The organism is Streptomyces litchfieldiae, from assembly GCF_031845365.1.
Lineage (GTDB): Bacteria > Actinomycetota > Actinomycetes > Streptomycetales > Streptomycetaceae > Streptomyces > Streptomyces litchfieldiae.
This window is the reverse complement of record NZ_JAVREL010000003.1, coordinates 273,168-288,576: the sequence shown is the minus strand read 5'-3', so window position 1 is coordinate 288,576 and position 15,409 is coordinate 273,168. Positions and strand designations below refer to the sequence as shown.

Genomic DNA, 15,409 nt, shown 5'->3' with positions numbered 1-15,409 from the left:
AGCAGACCGGGCGGGCAGCGGCGGCGGTGGGGCCGCCCGCCGGTGGCAGGTAGCCTCCCCATGAAAGACAACAGCGGCTTCGGGAAGGGGACTCCGATGCGCGGGGGCGGCATACGTGCGGTGTCCCTGGTGGCCACGGCCGTGCTCGTCCTCGGGGCGTGCAGCGGCGGCGGCGACGGGGACGCGGACCGGGACGGGCAGCCCGCCGGACAGACGCCGAACGCGCCCTCCCCGGCCGGCGCCGACGAGGAACTGCCCGAGCTGCCCGCCGAGTTCACCGAGCAGGAGCTCGCCTGGGAGCCCTGCGGCGCGCCCACCCCGTTGCAGGGCAGCGGCGCGGCGCCCGCCCCCGGCTGGGAGTGCGCGGACCTCACCGTGCCCCTCGACTACGCCGACCCGGGCAACGGCGAGACCATCGACATCGCCGTCATCCGCGCCCGTTCCGCCGGGGGCTCGGGGCACCTCGGCTCCCTCGTCTTCAACTTCGGCGGCCCCGGCGGCTCCGGCGTGGCCACCCTGCCGCGGACCGGCGACCGTTACGCCGCGCTGTTCGAGGCGTACGACCTGGTCAGCTTCGACCCGCGCGGCGTCGGCGAGAGCGCGGGCGTCGTCTGCCGCTCCGACGCCGAGATCGACGCCTCCGCGCAGGAGGACCACGGCCCGCCGCGCACGCCCGCCGAGGAGCGGGCATTCCTCACGGACAGCCGGGAGTACGCCGACGCCTGCCGGACCCGGGCCGGCGACCTGCTGCCGCACATCAGCACCGAGAACACCGCCCGCGACCTGGACCTGCTGCGGCTGGCCCTGGGCGACGGCCGGCTGAACTACTTCGGCATCTCCTACGGCACCAAGCTCGGCGGCGTCTACGCCCACCTCTTCCCCGACAACGTCGGCCGCATGGTCCTGGACGCCGTCGTCGACCCCACCCGGGACGTGGTCGAGCGCGGCCTGCTCCAGACCGAGGGCTTCCAGCGGGCCCTGGACCACTACCTCGCCGACTGCGCCGAGCAGCCGGACTGCCCCACCGGGGCGGGCGGCCAGGAGGGCTACGATGTCATCAACGGCCTGCTCGAAGAGCTGCGCGCCGAGCCGCTGCCCACGGACACCGACCGCCAACTCACCCGCGGCCTGGCGTTCACCGCCCTGCTGTCCGCGCTGTACTCCGAGGGCTCCTGGCCGTTCCTCACCGACGCCCTGCGCCAGGCGCTGGACGAGGGCCGCGGCGATCTGATGCTGGCCGCCGCCGAGCAGTACAACGGCCGGGACTCCCAGGGCCGTTACCGGAACGTCGGCGCCGCCAACAACGCCGTGAACTGCGGCGACTTCGCCTCCCGGCCGGCGACCGACACGGTGCACGAGCACCTGGACGAGTTCCGCGCGGCCTCGCCCGTCTTCGGCGAGACCCTGGCCTGGTCGATCATGGCCTGCGCGCACTGGCCGGTGACCGGCGAGCAGGACCAGCCCGAGGTCGCCGCACCCGGCGCGCGGCCGATCCTGCTGCTCGGCACCACCGGCGACCCGGCCACCCCGCTTGTCGGCGCCGAGCGGATGCGGGACGCGCTCGGCGAGGGCGTCGGGGTGCTCCTGACCTACGACGGCGAGGGCCACGGCGCCCACTCCAGCGGCGACGACTGCGTCGTCGAGGCGGTCAACGCGCACCTGCTGGCCGGTTCGACGCCCGATGACGGTACCGTCTGCCCGTGACCCGCGCATTTTCAAGAATTTCACACTTTCCGCTGCTGGCCGTCCTCCTGGCCACCGCGGCCACCGCCTGCACGACCACCAGCCTGCCGATCGGCGTCGAGGAGGGGCGGGGGAACGGCACGGCCGGGGCGGACGACACCCCGGCCGCCGGGCCGTACGAGGGCCTGCCCGACGAGATCGGCCAACAGCGGCTGGAGTGGGCGGACTGCGGCGCGCCCACCGCCCTCCAGGGCGCGGCGGTCACCGGCGAGCCCCGGGACCTGCCCGACGGCACACCCTGGCAGTGCGCCCCGCTCACCGTGCCGGTGGACTACGCGGACCCGGAGGGCGCGACGATCGAGATCGCGCTGATCCGCGCCGTCTCCTCCGCCCCCGAGGACACCCGCGTCGGGTCGCTGGTCTTCAACTTCGGCGGGCCCGGCGGCTCCGGCGTCGGCACCCTGCCGTCCGCCGCCGCCGAGTACGAGGAGCTGCGCGCGGGCGGCTTCGACCTGGTCAGCTTCGACCCGCGCGGCGTCGGCGAGAGCGCGGGCATCGTCTGCCTGGACGACGCGGAGCTGGACGAGTACGACCAGACCCTGGACAGCTCGCCGGACACCCCCGAGGAGGAGGCGGCGAACGAGGCCGCCAACGAGGAGTACATAGCCGCCTGCGAGGAGCACTCCGGCGAGCTGCTGCCGCACGTCACCACGACGAACACCGCCCGTGACATGGACGTGCTGCGGCACGTCCTGGGCGACGAGCGGCTGAACTACTTCGGCATCTCCTACGGCACCGAACTCGGCGCCGTCTACGCGCACCTCTTCCCCGGCAAGGTCGGACGCACCGTGCTGGACGCCGTGGTGGACCCCCGCTCGGACCCGGTGGCCGTGGCGCTGCTGGACGCCGAGGGATTCCAGCTCGCGCTGGACCACTACCTCGCCGACTGCGCGACGCAGCCGGACTGCCCCACCGGCGACGACCCCGCGGCCGGCAACGACGTGCTCTCCGGCCTGCTCGACGACCTGGACGACGCCCCGCTGCCGACCCGCGACCCCGACCGCCGGCGGCTGACCCAGGGCCAGGCGACGACGGCCATCGCGGCGGCGCTCTACTCGCAGGACTCCTGGGAGTACCTGACCATCGGCCTGACGGAGGCGCTGGACGAGGGCGACGGCAGCACCCTGCTCCTGCTGGCCGACTTCTACATCGGCCGCGACCCCGCCACCGGCCAGTACAGCAACCAGGGCCCGGCCAACGCCGCGATACGCTGCGCCGACGACCCGTCGGGCATGACCGTGCCCGAACTGCTCGAACACGAGGACGAGTTCGTGGAGGCATCCCCGGTCTTCGGGGAGTTCATGGTGCGCGGCCTGAGCGGCTGCACGGGCTGGCCGTTCACCGAGTCGCCCGAGCCCCCGGCGTACGACGCGCCGGATGCCGCCGCGCCGCTGCTGCTGGTCGCCACCACCGGCGACCCGGCCACCCCCTACGCCGGCGCGCAGCGCATGCAGGAGGCCATCGGCGGAGCGGACGTGGCGCCGCTGCTGACCTACGACGGCGAGGGCCACAGCGCCTACACCTCGGGCGACGACTGCGTCGTGGAGGCCGTCAACGCCCGTCTGCTGGAGGGCACGGTGCCCGAGGACGGCACCACCTGCGGCTGAGCCCGGCGCGGGTGACATCACGCGGGTGACATCACAACAACGTGCCGGCGGGCCCCGGAGTCCGGAGCCCGGCCGGCACGCGTGCCGTTCAGCCGGAGGCGTTGCCCGGCTCAGTACACCGGCTCAGTGCACCGGCTCAGTACACCGGCTCAGTACACCGGCTCAGTACACCGGCTTCTCGGGCTCGATCTGGTTGACCCAGCCGATGACCCCGCCGCCCACGTGCACGGCGTCGGCGAAGCCGGCGTCCTTCAGCACCGCCAGCACTTCCGCCGAGCGGACACCCGTCTTGCAGTGCAAGACGATCCGCCGGTCCTGCGGCAGGTCGCTGAGCGCGTTTCCCATGAGGAACTCGTTCTTGGGGATCAGCCGCGCGCCCGGGATGGAGACGATCTCGTACTCGTTGGGCTCTCGGACGTCGATGATGTCGATCTTCTCGTCGCCGTCGATCCACTCCTTGAGCTGGGCCGGAGTGATCGTGGAGTCCTTGGCCGCCGCCTGCGCCTCCTCCGAGACGACACCGCAGAACGCCTCGTAGTCGATCAGCTCGGTGACGGTCGGGTTGTCGCCGCAGACCGCGCAGTTCGGGTCCTTGCGGACCTTGACCTGGCGGTAGGTCATCTCCAGGGCGTCATAGATCATCAGCCGGCCGACCAGCGGGTCGCCCGTGCCCGTCAGCACCTTGATCGCCTCGGTGACCTGGATCGAGCCGATCGACGCGCACAGCACACCCAGCACGCCGCCCTCGGCGCACGACGGCACCATGCCGGGCGGCGGCGGCTCCGGGTACAGGCAGCGGTAGCACGGCCCGTGCTCCGACCAGAACACGGACGCCTGGCCGTCGAAGCGGTAGATGGAGCCCCACACATAGGGCTTGCCGAGTAGCACGCAGGCGTCGTTGACCAGGTAACGGGTCGCGAAGTTGTCCGTGCCGTCGACGATGAGGTCGTACTGCGCGAAGATCTCCATCACGTTGGACGAGTCCAGGCGCTCCTCGTGCAGGTTGACCTGCACATACGGGTTGATGCCCTGCACCGTCTCCTTGGCGGAGAGCGCCTTGGACTTCCCGATGTCCGCCTGGCTGTGGATGATCTGCCGTTGCAGGTTCGACTCGTCCACCTCGTCGAACTCCACGATGCCCAGGGTGCCCACCCCGGCCGCGGCCAGGTACATGAGCGCGGGCGAACCCAGCCCGCCCGCGCCCACGGCCAGCACCTTGGCGTTCTTCAGCCGCTTCTGCCCGTCCATCCCGACGTCCGGGATGATCAGGTGGCGGGAGTACCTGCGGACCTCGTCGACGGTGAGCTCGGCGGCCGGCTCTACCAGGGGTGGCAGCGACACGGTGACTCCGTTTGGGTCATAGGGACAGTCGTTCTCGCTTCAACACTGCCACGAGCGGTCCCATTCCGAGACACCGGTTCCACACTCCGGGCAGCCCGGCCGCCGGCGGGCGTCACATCCGGCAGGCGGCCTCCATCCAGATGTCGGCCAGCGACTCCTCCAGCCCGATCCTGGCCCGCCAGCCGAGCCGGTCCCGCGCGGTGCGCACATCGGCCTGCTGCCAGGCGCCGCAGCCGTCCGGATAGGGCGTCGACACCGGGCCGTCGGGGTGCTGGCGCGGCACCGTCGGGGCCTCCAGCTCGTGCAGCGTCCCGGCGAAGCCGGAGATCCGGGCCAGCGACATCGCCGCCTCGCGCAGCCGCACCGCGTGCCCGGTGCCGATGTTGACCACGCCCTGCGCGGCGGACAGCGTCGCCGCGTGCACCGCCCGCGCCACGTCGCGGACGTCGACGAAGTCGCGCTGCACGGCCAGTCCGCTCAGCTTCAGCTCGCTGTCGCCGTGCTGCATCGCCCGCCGCAGCGAGTCGGCCAGCCGCCCCAGCGGCGAACCGGCCGGGGTGCCCGGCCCAGTCGGCGAGAAGACCCGCAGCACGATGGCGTCCAGCCCGGAGCCGAGCACCAGCTCCGTCGCGGCGAGCTTGCTCACCCCGTACGGTCCGCCGGGCCGGGCCACGGCGTCCTCGGCGATGGAGGAGCCGTTCTGCGAGGGGCCGTACTCGGCCGCGCAGCCCAGGTGCACCAGCCGGGCGCGGCAGCCGCTGCGCCGCAGCGACTCGCACAGCGTCGCGGTGGCCACCGTGTTGTGCCGGGCCAGCTCGCTCGCCGTGCCGCGGATCGCGCCCGCGCAGTTGACGACCACGCCGGGGTGCACCGCGTCCAGGAAACGCGTCAGCGCCCCCGGACTGCCGGTGGACAGGTCGAAACGGACATCCGCGTCGTCGCCGCGGCCGAGCGCGGTGAGCTGGACTGCGGGGTCGGCGAGCAGCCGGTCGGCGACGAACCGGCCCAGATACCCGCCGGCGCCGAGAAGCAGCACTCTCATCGGACGGCCTCCCGGGGGGAATCGGCGGCGGTGCCGGGCAGCTCTCGGGTCATCGGTCCTTGCTCCTTGCGTTGCGTTAACAGTTGTTCGGGAGAACGGTGGGAGAAGCGGTCTCGTGGTGGGCGGCCGGGCCGGTCAGCGACCGCGCGGCCAGGACGAGCAGCCCGGCCGCCGCGCAGGCGCAGGCCAGCACGGGAACGGCGGTCAGGCCGTGGGCGGCGACCAGCGAGGCCACCGGGCGGCCCAGCGCGCCACAGCCGGGCAGCCAGGACGCGCTGGCCAGGGCCACGGCCAGCGCCTCCACCCCGCCCGCGACCGCGAGCCCGGCCGCGGCCGCGCACCGGAAGCCGTGGCCGATCAGCAGCACGGCGATCCCCAGCAGCAGCCCCAGCGCGGTGGTGCTGCCGAGCGCGCTCGGCCCGAGCAGGAGCCGCACGACGCCCTGCGCGGCGAGCAGCCCGGCCAGATACAGGCCGAGCGCCGCGGCCAGCAGCGGCCGGGCCCCGGCCGCGAAACCGCGCACGCCCCGGCTGGCGGCCAGCCGGCGCCGGCAGCGCGCGGCGAACCAGGCCGCGCTCCAGGCGGCGGGCGCCACGGCGAACGACAGCGCCAGCGCGGTGGCCGCGGCGTCGGACGTCACCTCCTGCGGTCCGGGCAGCAGCTCGTCCAGGAACGGGTCGCCGCCCAGCGCGTGGGCGAGCGGCGGCAGTGCGAGCAGCCCGGCCGGGCCCACCGGCGTGCGGCGGAAGAGCACCAGCCACACCGCGGCCAGCGTCGCCGCCGCCAGCACGGTCCGGTCCGCCCCGGCCCGCAGCCCGGCGGCGCACAGCGCGCCGGGCAGCAGCGGCAGCAGCGCCCGGACCACGCGGCGCAGGCCCGCCCCGGGGTCGGCCGCCCGGGGGCGGGGCCGACGGGGACCGTCCGCCTCGGCGGGCGCCGCCGCCCGGGCGTACAGCTCCTCGGCGAGCGAGAAGAGGTCCCGGTGCCGGAAGCGCGCGGCGGCCCGGTCGGTGAGCCCGCGTGCCTCCAGTCCGGCGGCGATCTCCAGGGGGTCGACGGCCCGTTCGCACAGGGCGCGGTGGTCGCGCAGCAGCCCGCGCACCGGATCGACGGAGACGGTCACGGCCGTTCCTCCCGCCCGCCAGCGCCGGCCCGTATGGGCTCCCGCGCCCAGCTCGGCCGGGGTGGCTCACCCGGCCCGCCGAGGCTCAGCTCGTGGTAGACGGAGCGGAACGCGGCGACGTTCCGCTCGACGGTGAACAGCTCCAGCGCGCGGGCCCGCGCCGCCGCCCCCAGCCGCGCGCGCCGCTCGGGGTCGCGCAGCAGGTCCAGGCACGCGTCCGCCAGCGCGCGCGGGTCGCCCGGCGGCACCACCAGCCCGGTGCCGCCGATGACTTCGCACACCGCCCCGGCGTCGGTGGAGACGGTGGCCCGGGCGCAGAACATCGCCTCGATCAGCGTCACCGGGAACCCCTCCACGGCGCTGGAGAGCACCGCGACATCGCCCGCGGCGTAGGCGTCGGCAAGGGTGGGCACCGCCGCGGTGCCGGCCTCGGTGAACGTGACCAGCTCTGGGGCGCCCGGGAAGAGCCGCGCGGCCAGCGCCCGGCAGTGCGCGAGGTACCCGTCGTCCGGCCGGCCGCGCGCCGGGGTGGCCACGACCGTCAGCCGCGCGGTGGGCTCGGCGGCCCGCACCGCGTGAAAGGCGTGCAGCAGACCGGCCAGGTCCTTGTCCGGGCCGGGCCGGCCGACCCAGACGAGCGCCGGGGCCGGCCGCCCCGCGTCGGCCCGGGCCACCGCGGCGAACGGGCGCGCGTCCATGCCCGGGTAGACCGTGCGCAGCCGCGCCGGGTCGGCGCCGCACCGCTCCTGCCAGCGCCGGGCCCGCGCGTCGCCGGACGTGATCAGCGCCGCCCGGGCGTACGCCTCCCGCGCCAGCCGGAACTGGAACGCGCCCAGCAGCGCGCGCACCGGGGCCCCGGCGGCGGACGGCGCGACGGCGTGCGCCGCCCCGGCCGCGCTCGCCCCCGGGGCCGGGCCGGCCGCGCTGGTCAGATAGTGGCTGCGCAGCCTCACACCGTACTCCGTGATCAGCAGCGGGGTGCCACGGAAGCGCCGCGCGAGCAGCCCGGGCAGCGCGGCCGGCCCGGCGCCGACCGCGTGGCACAGCCGCGCGGCGCCGAGCGCGTCGGCGCCGTACCAGTCCAGCGACAGCGGGCGCAGCGCCCGCTCCAGCCGCTCGGTGACGGCGAGCAGGTCGGTCAACCGTGCCGCCTGCACCGCGCGCGGCGCGCCCGGCGCCCGGCACGCCGACTCCAGGACCCGCAGGGCCTGTTCGGAGTAGAGCCAGGCGCTCAGCGCCCCGGCCGCGCACAGCGACCCGGCCGGGCGCGGGCGCGGCGGCCCCAGCTCGGCGGCGAGCGCGGCCAGCCCGTAGAGACCACTGGCGAAACGGTCCGCCTGACGCCCGGTGCGGTCCTCGCCCAGCGGCTGGTACCCGGGGCACAGGGCGGCGGTCAGCTCGGCGAAGCATTCGGCGAACCGGCGGCCAGCCGCCCGCGGCACCCGGCCCGGGGCGGGCGGCCCCCACAGCGGCGCGGTGCGCACCCGGCGAACGGCGGGCGGCGGCGTGCGGCGCGGGCCGAGCTCCTGCTGCCGGCCGCGGCTGAGGGCGTAGACGTCGAAGTCGTGATCCGGCAGGCCGTTCAGCAGCCGGTCGCACCAGGCCACCGACTCGCCCTGGGCGTACGGATATCCACCCTCCGTGAGCAATGCGACGCGCACCGGCGCACCCCCTCGACTCCGTCCTCACTGACGGCAAGACGGTATGTCTACTTGTGCCTGGCTCGGCGGACGGTTGTCCGCCACACCATCAAAAGGGGTGAATATTCGTGACTCCGCGCCGAGCGGAGTCGTTAGGGCCCACTGCCGCCGGTCAGTTGGCGGGATGCGGCCACGGATTGGGGCGGCAGGTCACGCCGTTCGTGTCCAGGAACTTGGTCTGCTGCATCATCACCGGCGCCGGCGCGCCCTCCTCCGGACACACCACGTGCTGGTAGCCGAGCCGGTGCCCCACCTCGTGGTTGATGAGCATCTGCCGGTACCCGGCGATGTCCTCGCCGAACGTCTCCGAACCCTCCGCCCACCGCCAGGCGTTGATGATGACCCGCTCGGTGCTGGAGGAGTTGCAGGAGACGTTGTCCTCGGTGATGTCCAGGCCGGAACGGGCACACCAGTCCGCGGCGGTGCCCGGGCTGGCCAGGGTGACGACGAAGTCGTAGTCGCCGGAGGAGACGCGGGCGAAGGTGCGCTCGCCGTCGTTGCCCCAGCTCCGCTCGTCGTTGAGGGTGTGGTGGACGGCCTCCGCGAAGAACCCGGCATCGACGCCGATCCCCTCCTCCACGTCCACCCGGTAGCGGACCAGCGTGGTCGCGTCCGGATCGGCCGCGTCGTCCGAGCCGGGGACCGGGACCAGCTCGCCCGAACCGGTCAGCTCCGGGTCCATCTCGAACGAGGTGCTCAGCATCTCGCCATAGGTGGGCGGCGCGGCCTCCTCGACCTCCTCCTCGGCGGCCGACGGCGACGGGTCGGCGTCGGCCGGGGGCCGCTCCGCGCGCTCCTCGTCCGCGTCCACGGCGGGCCGTTCGGCGTCGGCGATGTCCCGCTCGCCGGTGTCCGGCTCGGCCACGCGGACGGCGACCACGACGCCGAGCGCCGTCACCACCGCGGCGGCGGCCAGCCCCGTCAGCGTGCGTCCCCAGCCGCCCTTCGCCCGCCGGGACCGGCTATCCCCGGGCACGGGCTCACGCTTCGGCGGGCGGCCGTGCCGCCGGTGCGACGCCGGGCGCGCGGGCCGCGGCCCGCGCTGTTCCGGGATGTGCTGTCCGTAGTTCGCGTCGTCAAACGCATCGAGGTACTCCTGGCGCGGTCCCGCGGGCGACAGTGGTGCGGCGGTGTCACGATGATCCATGCGGCTCCCCTCGACCGCCCGGCGGCGCGGCGGTCCCGGTCAGGAACTCCCGGAATCCGTGTGCCACTTCCTCCGGGAACTCCATCATGGCCACATGCCCGGCCTCGGGGAGCACGACCAGCCGGGAGGACCCGAACGCCCGGGTCGCCCGGCGCGCCATGCGGAACGACACCAGCCGGTCCCGGCCTCCGTACACCAGCAGCGTCGGGGCGAGGACCCGCTCGGCCTGCCGCCACAGCGAGTGCTGGCCGCCCAGCGTGTAGGCGTTGACCAGGCCCCGGGCGGAGCGGCTGAGCGAGTCCCAGAAGTACGGCAGCGCCTGCCGCCGCTCCAGCTCGGCCTCGGCCGCGGAGAACTCCTCGGGCGTGATCCGCGCCGGATCACCGTAGCACAGCCGCAGCACCTGGCGGGCCCGCTGCCCGGCGGTCAGCTCCTTCGTCATCCGCGGCAGCAGCCGCGGCATCCCCGGCATGCCCAGCAGGCCGGTCGGCAGCGCGGAGCGCTGGGGCCGCAGCTCGGGCAGCGCGGGCGAGATCAGGGTGAGAGTGCGCACCAGGTCGGGCCGCAGCGCGGCGACCCGGGTGGTGACGGCACCACCCAGCGAGTTCCCCAAGAGGTGCACGGGGCCGCGCGCGCTCGACTCCAGACAGCGGATGACCGCGCGGGCGTGCCCGTAGACGGAGTAGTCCTCGTCGTCGGGCGGCGGCGACGCGCCGAAACCGGGCAGATCGACGGCCTCGCACTCGACGTCGCCGGACAGCAGCTCCATGAGCGAGGACCAGTTGCGGGAGGACCCGCCGAGGCCGTGGACGAACAGGGCGGGCTCCAGGCCGTCCCGTGTCGCGGCACGGCGGCGGATCGCCAGCGTCATCCCGGGCAGGGCGACGGTCCGCAGCGTTTCCCCGTCCCGCACCCCGGGCCAGCCCTCCGCAGCGGCGAGCGCGGCCTGGGCCCGCAGCTCTTCGGTGGTTGGCATGGCGCAATATTACGAGTCCGTCACGCCCCTGGGCACGCGCCCCTCCGGGACGGCCCCCGATGGATGAGTTCGCCTCCCCCGCGCCGCGCCCCTAGGCTGGAAAGGCCCACCGGTCCGCGGGACCCCCAGGAGGTGGAGATGATGTCGCAGGATCCGAAGGACCCCGAGTCGTTCGACGAATTCCTCGACGCGGAGCAGGACGAGGAGCTGTTCGAGGAGGAGCTGGAGGACGAGGCGCCCGAGGCCGACGCGGTCGAGCAGCGCTTCGATCTGCTCCGGCTGCGCGACACTCCACTGACCGAGCGCAGCAGCGACGAGGTGGATCCCGGGGACGCCACCGAGCAGTCCCGCGCCGTCGACACGGGTGACGAGGAATACCGCTGAGCGGAATGTCCGCAGAGTGAAATCCTGCCCTTACGATGCACGCTCCGCGACTACTCGAACGTACGATGTCGAGACGGCGTACGACTCATGCGCACGTGCACCGTACAGACTCAAGACCACCGGGAGGCGGCGTGACAGCCACCGAGCAGACCGAGGCGCGCCCCCGCGGCACGCGCCTGCCGCGCCGGGCCCGACGCAACCAGCTCCTGGGCGCGGCCCAGGAGGTGTTCGTCGCCCAGGGGTACCACGCGGCGGCCATGGACGACATCGCCGACCGGGCCGGAGTCAGCAAGCCGGTTCTCTACCAGCACTTCCCCGGCAAGCTGGAGCTGTACCTGGCGCTGCTCGACCAGCACTGCGAGGCGCTGGTCCAGGCCGTCCGCAAGGCCCTGTCCGCGACCAGCGACAACAAGCAGCGCATCGCCGCCACCATGGACGCCTACTTCTCCTATGTGGAGCACGAGGGTGGCGCGTTCCGGCTGGTCTTCGAGTCCGACCTCACCAACGAGCCCTCGGTGCGCGAGCGCGTCGACCGGGTGGCCGAGGACTGCGCCAAGCTGGTCAGCCCGCTGATCGCCGAGGACACCGACCTGCCGGAGGAGCAGGCGATGCTGCTCGCGGTGAGCCTGTGCGGCATGGCCCAGGTCACCGCGCGGCACTGGCTGAGTTCGGGCCAGCGCGTTCCCGGTGACGTGGCGCGTTCCCTGACCGCCGGCCTGGCGTGGCGGGGCATCGCGGGCTTCCCTCTCCAGCACTGATCCGGCACCGATCGGGCGCCGACTGTTCGCTCTGGGCTTGCCCGGCCCGTGACCGGGCGGGTCGGCGGCGCGGATAACCTGTGGTCAGGTACGGCGCGGACCATCGCGCACGTTTGGGACCAGCGGAGGGACAAGCCGTGGAGATCAAGATCGGCGTTCAGCACACGCCGCGCGAGATCGTTCTCGAGAGCGGACAGTCTGCCGAGGAGGTGGAGAGCGCGATCGCCGAGGCGCTGTCCGGCACGGGCAAGCTGCTCACCCTGGTCGACGAGCATGGCCGCAAGATCCTGGTCCCGGCGGACCGGGTGGCGTACGTGGAGATCGGCCAGCCCACCCCCCGCCGGGTCGGCTTCGGGGCACTCTGACGCCTCGACGAACGGGAACGGCGGCCGGTGTTCACCGGCCGCCGTTCCCGTTCGCGGACACGGCCTAGCCTGGAGGGGGGTCGCCACCCGCCGCCGACGTTCCCGGAGAAGGAGAGCCGTGCCCGCCACCGGCGCCCGCCGCCCCGTCCGATCCCGCGCGCCGCTCGCCCGCCCCGGCGTCGCCCCGGCCCGGCTCGACGCGCTGCTGCTGACCGTCGCCGTCGCCGGGATCTCGATATCCGGCCCGCTGATCGCGGCCACCGCCGCGCCCGCCCTGGCCATCGCCTTCTGGCGCAACGCCCTGGCCGTCGCCGGCCTCGCGCCGGTCATGCTGCTTCGCCGGCGGGCGCGCGCGGAGCTGGCCGGGACCGACCGCCGGACCCTGCTGCTGTCGCTGGCCGCGGGCGCCGCGCTCGCCGCCCACTTCGGCCTCTGGCTGCCCAGCCTGCACCTCACCTCGGTCGCCTCCTCCGTCGCGCTGGCCACCACGACACCCATCTGGGCGACCCTGCTGCTGCGGCTGCTCGGCCACCGCCCGCCAGCCTCGGTGTGGCTGGGCTCGGTGGTCGCGTTCGCCGGGGTGCTGCTGCTGACGGGCGTGGACCTGACGGTCTCCGCCGAGGCGCTGGCCGGCGACGCGCTGGCGCTGGGCGGCGGCGTCGCCGGCGCGGTGTACGTGCTCATCGGCGCCGAGGTGCGGCGCACGACGAGCACCACCGGCTACACGTTCTTGTGCTACGGGGCCGCCGCCGCGCTGCTGCTCCCCGTCTGCGCGCTGGCCGGCGACTCGCTCGGCGCCGGCTACTCCGGCGAGACCTGGCTGAAGCTGCTGGCGCTGACCGTCGCCTCCCAGTTGCTCGGCCACTCGCTGCTCAACCGCGTGGTGCGCGGCCTCGGCCCGTCGGTCACGTCCACCGCGCTGCTGCTCGAAACACCCGGCGCGGCGCTGATCGCCGCGATCTGGCTCGGCCAGTCCCCGCCGGCCGCCGCCTACCCGGCCCTGGCGGTCATCCTGCTCGGCCTGGCCCTGGTCATCAGGGGAGAACGCACCGCATGAACGACGTCCTGACCCGCGCCGAAGACCGGCTGCGCACCGCGCTCGGCGAGCCCGACGCCCGCGCCGCCGTGACGTTCCTCGGCACCGAGCGCATCGAGGTGCTGCGCTTCCCCGACCCCGGGCGCGGACTGGTGCGTTACGCGACGCTGGGCATGTCCGCCGCGCCGATGACCGACCCCACCGCCACCGTCGCCGACCCCGGGCGCGGCCCGCGCGCCGAGTTGCTGCTCACGCTGCGCGCCGGCCGCGCCGCGACCGACGGCGTACTGCGCCCCCTGGCCGTGCTGGCCGCGTCCCCGCAGGTCGAGGGCGTGGTGGTGGCGCCCGGCGGCTCCCTGGACCTGGGCGAACCGCTGTGGCCCGGCGCCCCGTTCACCTCCGTGCTGGTGGACGACCCGGACGGCCCGGTGCCCGAGCTGCCGCTCCCGGCGCCCCGCGACCCGGTCCGTTTCCTGCCGCTGCTGCCCATGACGCCCAACGAGGCCGCCTGGAAACGGGTCCACGGCGCGGCGGCCCTGCGGGACCGGTGGCGGGAGCACGGCACCGATCTCACCGACCCGACCCGGGCGGGCACCCCCCTGAGTGGGTGACACGCCTTGACGGACGGGCGGCACACGGGGACTGTTGTTCCCCATGAGGGGCGAACCCAGTTGCCCGAAATGCGGTGGACGAGTGCGAGCGCCCGGTCTCTTCGCGGACTCGTGGCAGTGCGGCACCCACGGCCCGGTGCACCCGCTCCAGCCGATCATCCCGCCCAGCGTCAACGCGCTCACCGTCGCGGTGAACCGCGCCCGCGTCCCGGTGTGGATGCCCTGGCCGCTCCCCGTGGGCTGGCTGTTCACCGGCGTGGCCTCCGCGGGTGACGACCGCGGCGGCGGCCGGGCCAGCGCCATAGCCTGCACCGGCCCCGGCCCGCTCGGCGGCCCCGGCGAGCTGCTGCTGATCGCCGAGGAACTGGGCGTCGGGCTCGGCGCCCGCTACGCGGGTATCGACGGCCCGGACCCCGGCCCGAGGCTCAACATGTCCGACCCGCCCCAGGTCAAGGTCCACGCGGCCGGCCGCCCCACCCCGATGTGGCTGGTCAACGGCGCCCCGGAGGACCGCGCGGTGTTCGCGGGCGAGGCGATGGGCCTGTGGCTGTGGGCCGTGGTCTGGCCGCAGCAGTCCGGGCTGCTGCTGTACGACGAGCTGGTCCTCACCGATCTACGCGACGCCGGCTCCGAGGTGGACCTCGTCCCCTGCGGCGCCCTGTCGCCCCGCATCCTGTCCTGAGCAGCGCCCGCCGAAGTCGGGTGCTGGCCTATCCTGTCCCGGTGCGCATCGACCTGCACACCCACTCCACGGCCTCGGACGGCACGGACTCCCCCGCCGAGCTGGTGATGAACGCCGCCGCCGCCGGGCTCGACGTCGTCGCCCTCACCGACCACGACACGGTCGCGGGCCACCCGGCGGCCGCCGCGGCGCTGCCGCCCGGGCTGACCCTGGTCACCGGCGCGGAGATCTCCTGCCGGCTGGACGGGGTCAGCCTGCACATGCTGGCCTACCTCTTCGACCCCGACGAGCCCGAACTGGCAAGGGAACGCGACCTGTTGCGCGACGACCGGGTGCCCCGCGCGCGGGCCATCGTCGGCCGGCTGCGCGAGCTGGGCGTGCCGATCACCTGGGAGCGGGTCCGCGAGCTGGCCCCGGGCGCGGTGGGCCGCCCGCACATCGCCGCCGCCATGGTCGAGACCGGCGTCATCGAGGAGGTGTCCGCCGCGTTCACCCGGGAGTGGATCGGCGACGGCGGGCGGGCCCATGTGGACAAGCACGAGCTGGACGCGGTCACCGCGATCGGCCTGATCCACGACGCCGGGGGCGTCGCCGTCTTCGCCCACCCGCTGGCCGCGCGGCGCGGCCGGGTCGTCCCCGACGCGGCGATCGCGCGCCTCGCGGCGGCCGGCCTGGACGGCGTCGAGGTGGACCACCTGGACCACGACGGCGCCACCCGCGACCGGCTGCGCGCGATGGCCCGCGAGCTGGACCTGCTGACCACCGGGTCCAGCGACTACCACGGCACCCGCAAGCCGTGCCGGCTCGGCGAGCACACGACCGACCCCGAGGTCTACGCCGCGATCGTGGCCCGCGCCAAGGGCGCCGAGCCGATCACCGGCCAGCGGGCCTGAA

The 15,409-nt window shown here is 74.7% G+C and carries 15 protein-coding genes; 9 read left to right on the top strand and 6 right to left on the bottom strand.

What is annotated here, in order from left to right; all coding sequences use genetic code 11:
- The first annotated feature begins 60 nt into the window (after positions 1–60).
- Together RM590_RS07880 and RM590_RS07875 are read left to right on the top strand one after the other, a co-directional pair.
- Positions 61–1,704 carry an alpha/beta hydrolase gene (locus RM590_RS07880; protein WP_394813819.1) on the top strand — a complete coding sequence of 548 codons (1,644 nt, stop codon included), beginning with the start codon at positions 61–63 and terminating at the stop codon, positions 1,702–1,704.
- Positions 1,701–3,350, top strand: coding sequence for an alpha/beta hydrolase (locus RM590_RS07875; protein ID WP_311703667.1), 1,650 nt, complete (start codon positions 1,701–1,703; stop codon positions 3,348–3,350). Before RM590_RS07880 ends, RM590_RS07875 begins: the two co-directional genes overlap by 4 nt.
- Positions 3,351–3,512: 162 nt before the next feature.
- On the opposite strand, the gene moeZ is transcribed toward RM590_RS07875, so the two are convergent.
- The 6 genes from moeZ to RM590_RS07845 form a co-directional block, all read right to left on the bottom strand.
- On the bottom strand, positions 3,513–4,691 hold the full coding sequence (gene moeZ, locus RM590_RS07870) for an adenylyltransferase/sulfurtransferase MoeZ (RefSeq protein ID WP_311703666.1): 1,179 nt from the start codon (positions 4,689–4,691) through the stop codon (positions 3,513–3,515).
- 112 nt (positions 4,692–4,803) lie between these two features.
- A complete protein-coding gene (locus tag RM590_RS07865; protein ID WP_311703665.1) occupies positions 4,804–5,733 on the bottom strand; it encodes an NAD-dependent epimerase/dehydratase family protein in 930 nt (309 codons plus the stop codon).
- Positions 5,734–5,809: 76 nt separating this feature from the next.
- Positions 5,810–6,856: a hypothetical protein gene (locus RM590_RS07860; protein WP_311703664.1), complete on the bottom strand. Its 1,047-nt coding sequence runs from the start codon at positions 6,854–6,856 to the stop codon at positions 5,810–5,812.
- Positions 6,853–8,517, bottom strand: coding sequence for a DUF3492 domain-containing protein (locus RM590_RS07855; RefSeq protein ID WP_311703663.1), 1,665 nt, complete (start codon positions 8,515–8,517; stop codon positions 6,853–6,855). Before RM590_RS07855 ends, RM590_RS07860 begins: the two co-directional genes overlap by 4 nt.
- Before the next feature lie 151 nt (positions 8,518–8,668).
- On the bottom strand, positions 8,669–9,703 hold the full coding sequence (locus tag RM590_RS07850; RefSeq protein WP_311703662.1) for a DUF3152 domain-containing protein: 1,035 nt from the start codon (positions 9,701–9,703) through the stop codon (positions 8,669–8,671).
- Positions 9,690–10,679, bottom strand: coding sequence for an alpha/beta fold hydrolase (locus tag RM590_RS07845; protein WP_311703661.1), 990 nt, complete (start codon positions 10,677–10,679; stop codon positions 9,690–9,692). The genes RM590_RS07850 and RM590_RS07845 overlap by 14 nt, the downstream gene beginning before the upstream one ends.
- A 138-nt stretch (positions 10,680–10,817) precedes the next feature.
- Between RM590_RS07845 and RM590_RS07840 the strand changes: the two genes are divergently transcribed.
- The 7 genes from RM590_RS07840 (at position 10,818) to RM590_RS07810 (ending at position 15,408) form a co-directional block, all read left to right on the top strand.
- The gene (locus RM590_RS07840; RefSeq protein WP_311703660.1) at positions 10,818–11,063 is read left to right on the top strand and encodes a hypothetical protein; all 246 of its coding nucleotides are present in this window, start codon (positions 10,818–10,820) and stop codon (positions 11,061–11,063) included.
- Positions 11,064–11,194: 131 nt separating this feature from the next.
- Positions 11,195–11,821, top strand: coding sequence for a TetR/AcrR family transcriptional regulator (locus RM590_RS07835; RefSeq protein ID WP_311703659.1), 627 nt, complete (start codon positions 11,195–11,197; stop codon positions 11,819–11,821).
- A gap of 137 nt (positions 11,822–11,958) precedes the next feature.
- Complete coding sequence (locus RM590_RS07830) at positions 11,959–12,186, top strand: DUF3107 domain-containing protein (RefSeq protein WP_311703658.1); 228 nt, start codon at positions 11,959–11,961, stop codon at positions 12,184–12,186.
- Between the two features lie 118 nt (positions 12,187–12,304).
- A complete protein-coding gene (locus RM590_RS07825) occupies positions 12,305–13,243 on the top strand; it encodes a DMT family transporter (RefSeq protein ID WP_394813818.1) in 939 nt (312 codons plus the stop codon).
- Positions 13,240–13,833 carry a suppressor of fused domain protein gene (locus tag RM590_RS07820; protein ID WP_311703657.1) on the top strand — a complete coding sequence of 198 codons (594 nt, stop codon included), beginning with the start codon at positions 13,240–13,242 and terminating at the stop codon, positions 13,831–13,833. The genes RM590_RS07825 and RM590_RS07820 overlap by 4 nt, the downstream gene beginning before the upstream one ends.
- 43 nt (positions 13,834–13,876) lie before the next feature.
- Complete coding sequence (locus tag RM590_RS07815; RefSeq protein ID WP_311703656.1) at positions 13,877–14,515, top strand: DUF6758 family protein; 639 nt, start codon at positions 13,877–13,879, stop codon at positions 14,513–14,515.
- Between the two features lie 41 nt (positions 14,516–14,556).
- Positions 14,557–15,408, top strand: a complete 852-nt coding sequence (locus tag RM590_RS07810; RefSeq protein ID WP_311703655.1) for a PHP domain-containing protein — start codon at positions 14,557–14,559, stop codon at positions 15,406–15,408.
- Position 15,409 lies beyond the last annotated feature (1 nt).

What these genes read in the sequence shown, in the direction of transcription:
- RM590_RS07845 (WP_311703661.1), bottom strand. Translation starts at nt 10,679, where the DNA reads ATGCCAACCACCGAAGAGCTGCGGGCCCAGGCCGCGCTCGCCGCTGCG.
- RM590_RS07850 (WP_311703662.1), bottom strand. Translation starts at nt 9,703, where the DNA reads ATGGATCATCGTGACACCGCCGCACCACTGTCGCCCGCGGGACCGCGC.
- RM590_RS07880 (WP_394813819.1), top strand. Translation starts at nt 61, where the DNA reads ATGAAAGACAACAGCGGCTTCGGGAAGGGGACTCCGATGCGCGGGGGC.
- RM590_RS07820 (WP_311703657.1), top strand. Translation starts at nt 13,240, where the DNA reads ATGAACGACGTCCTGACCCGCGCCGAAGACCGGCTGCGCACCGCGCTC.
- RM590_RS07865 (WP_311703665.1), bottom strand. Translation starts at nt 5,733, where the DNA reads ATGAGAGTGCTGCTTCTCGGCGCCGGCGGGTATCTGGGCCGGTTCGTC.
- RM590_RS07815 (WP_311703656.1), top strand. Translation starts at nt 13,877, where the DNA reads ATGAGGGGCGAACCCAGTTGCCCGAAATGCGGTGGACGAGTGCGAGCG.
- RM590_RS07840 (WP_311703660.1), top strand. Translation starts at nt 10,818, where the DNA reads ATGATGTCGCAGGATCCGAAGGACCCCGAGTCGTTCGACGAATTCCTC.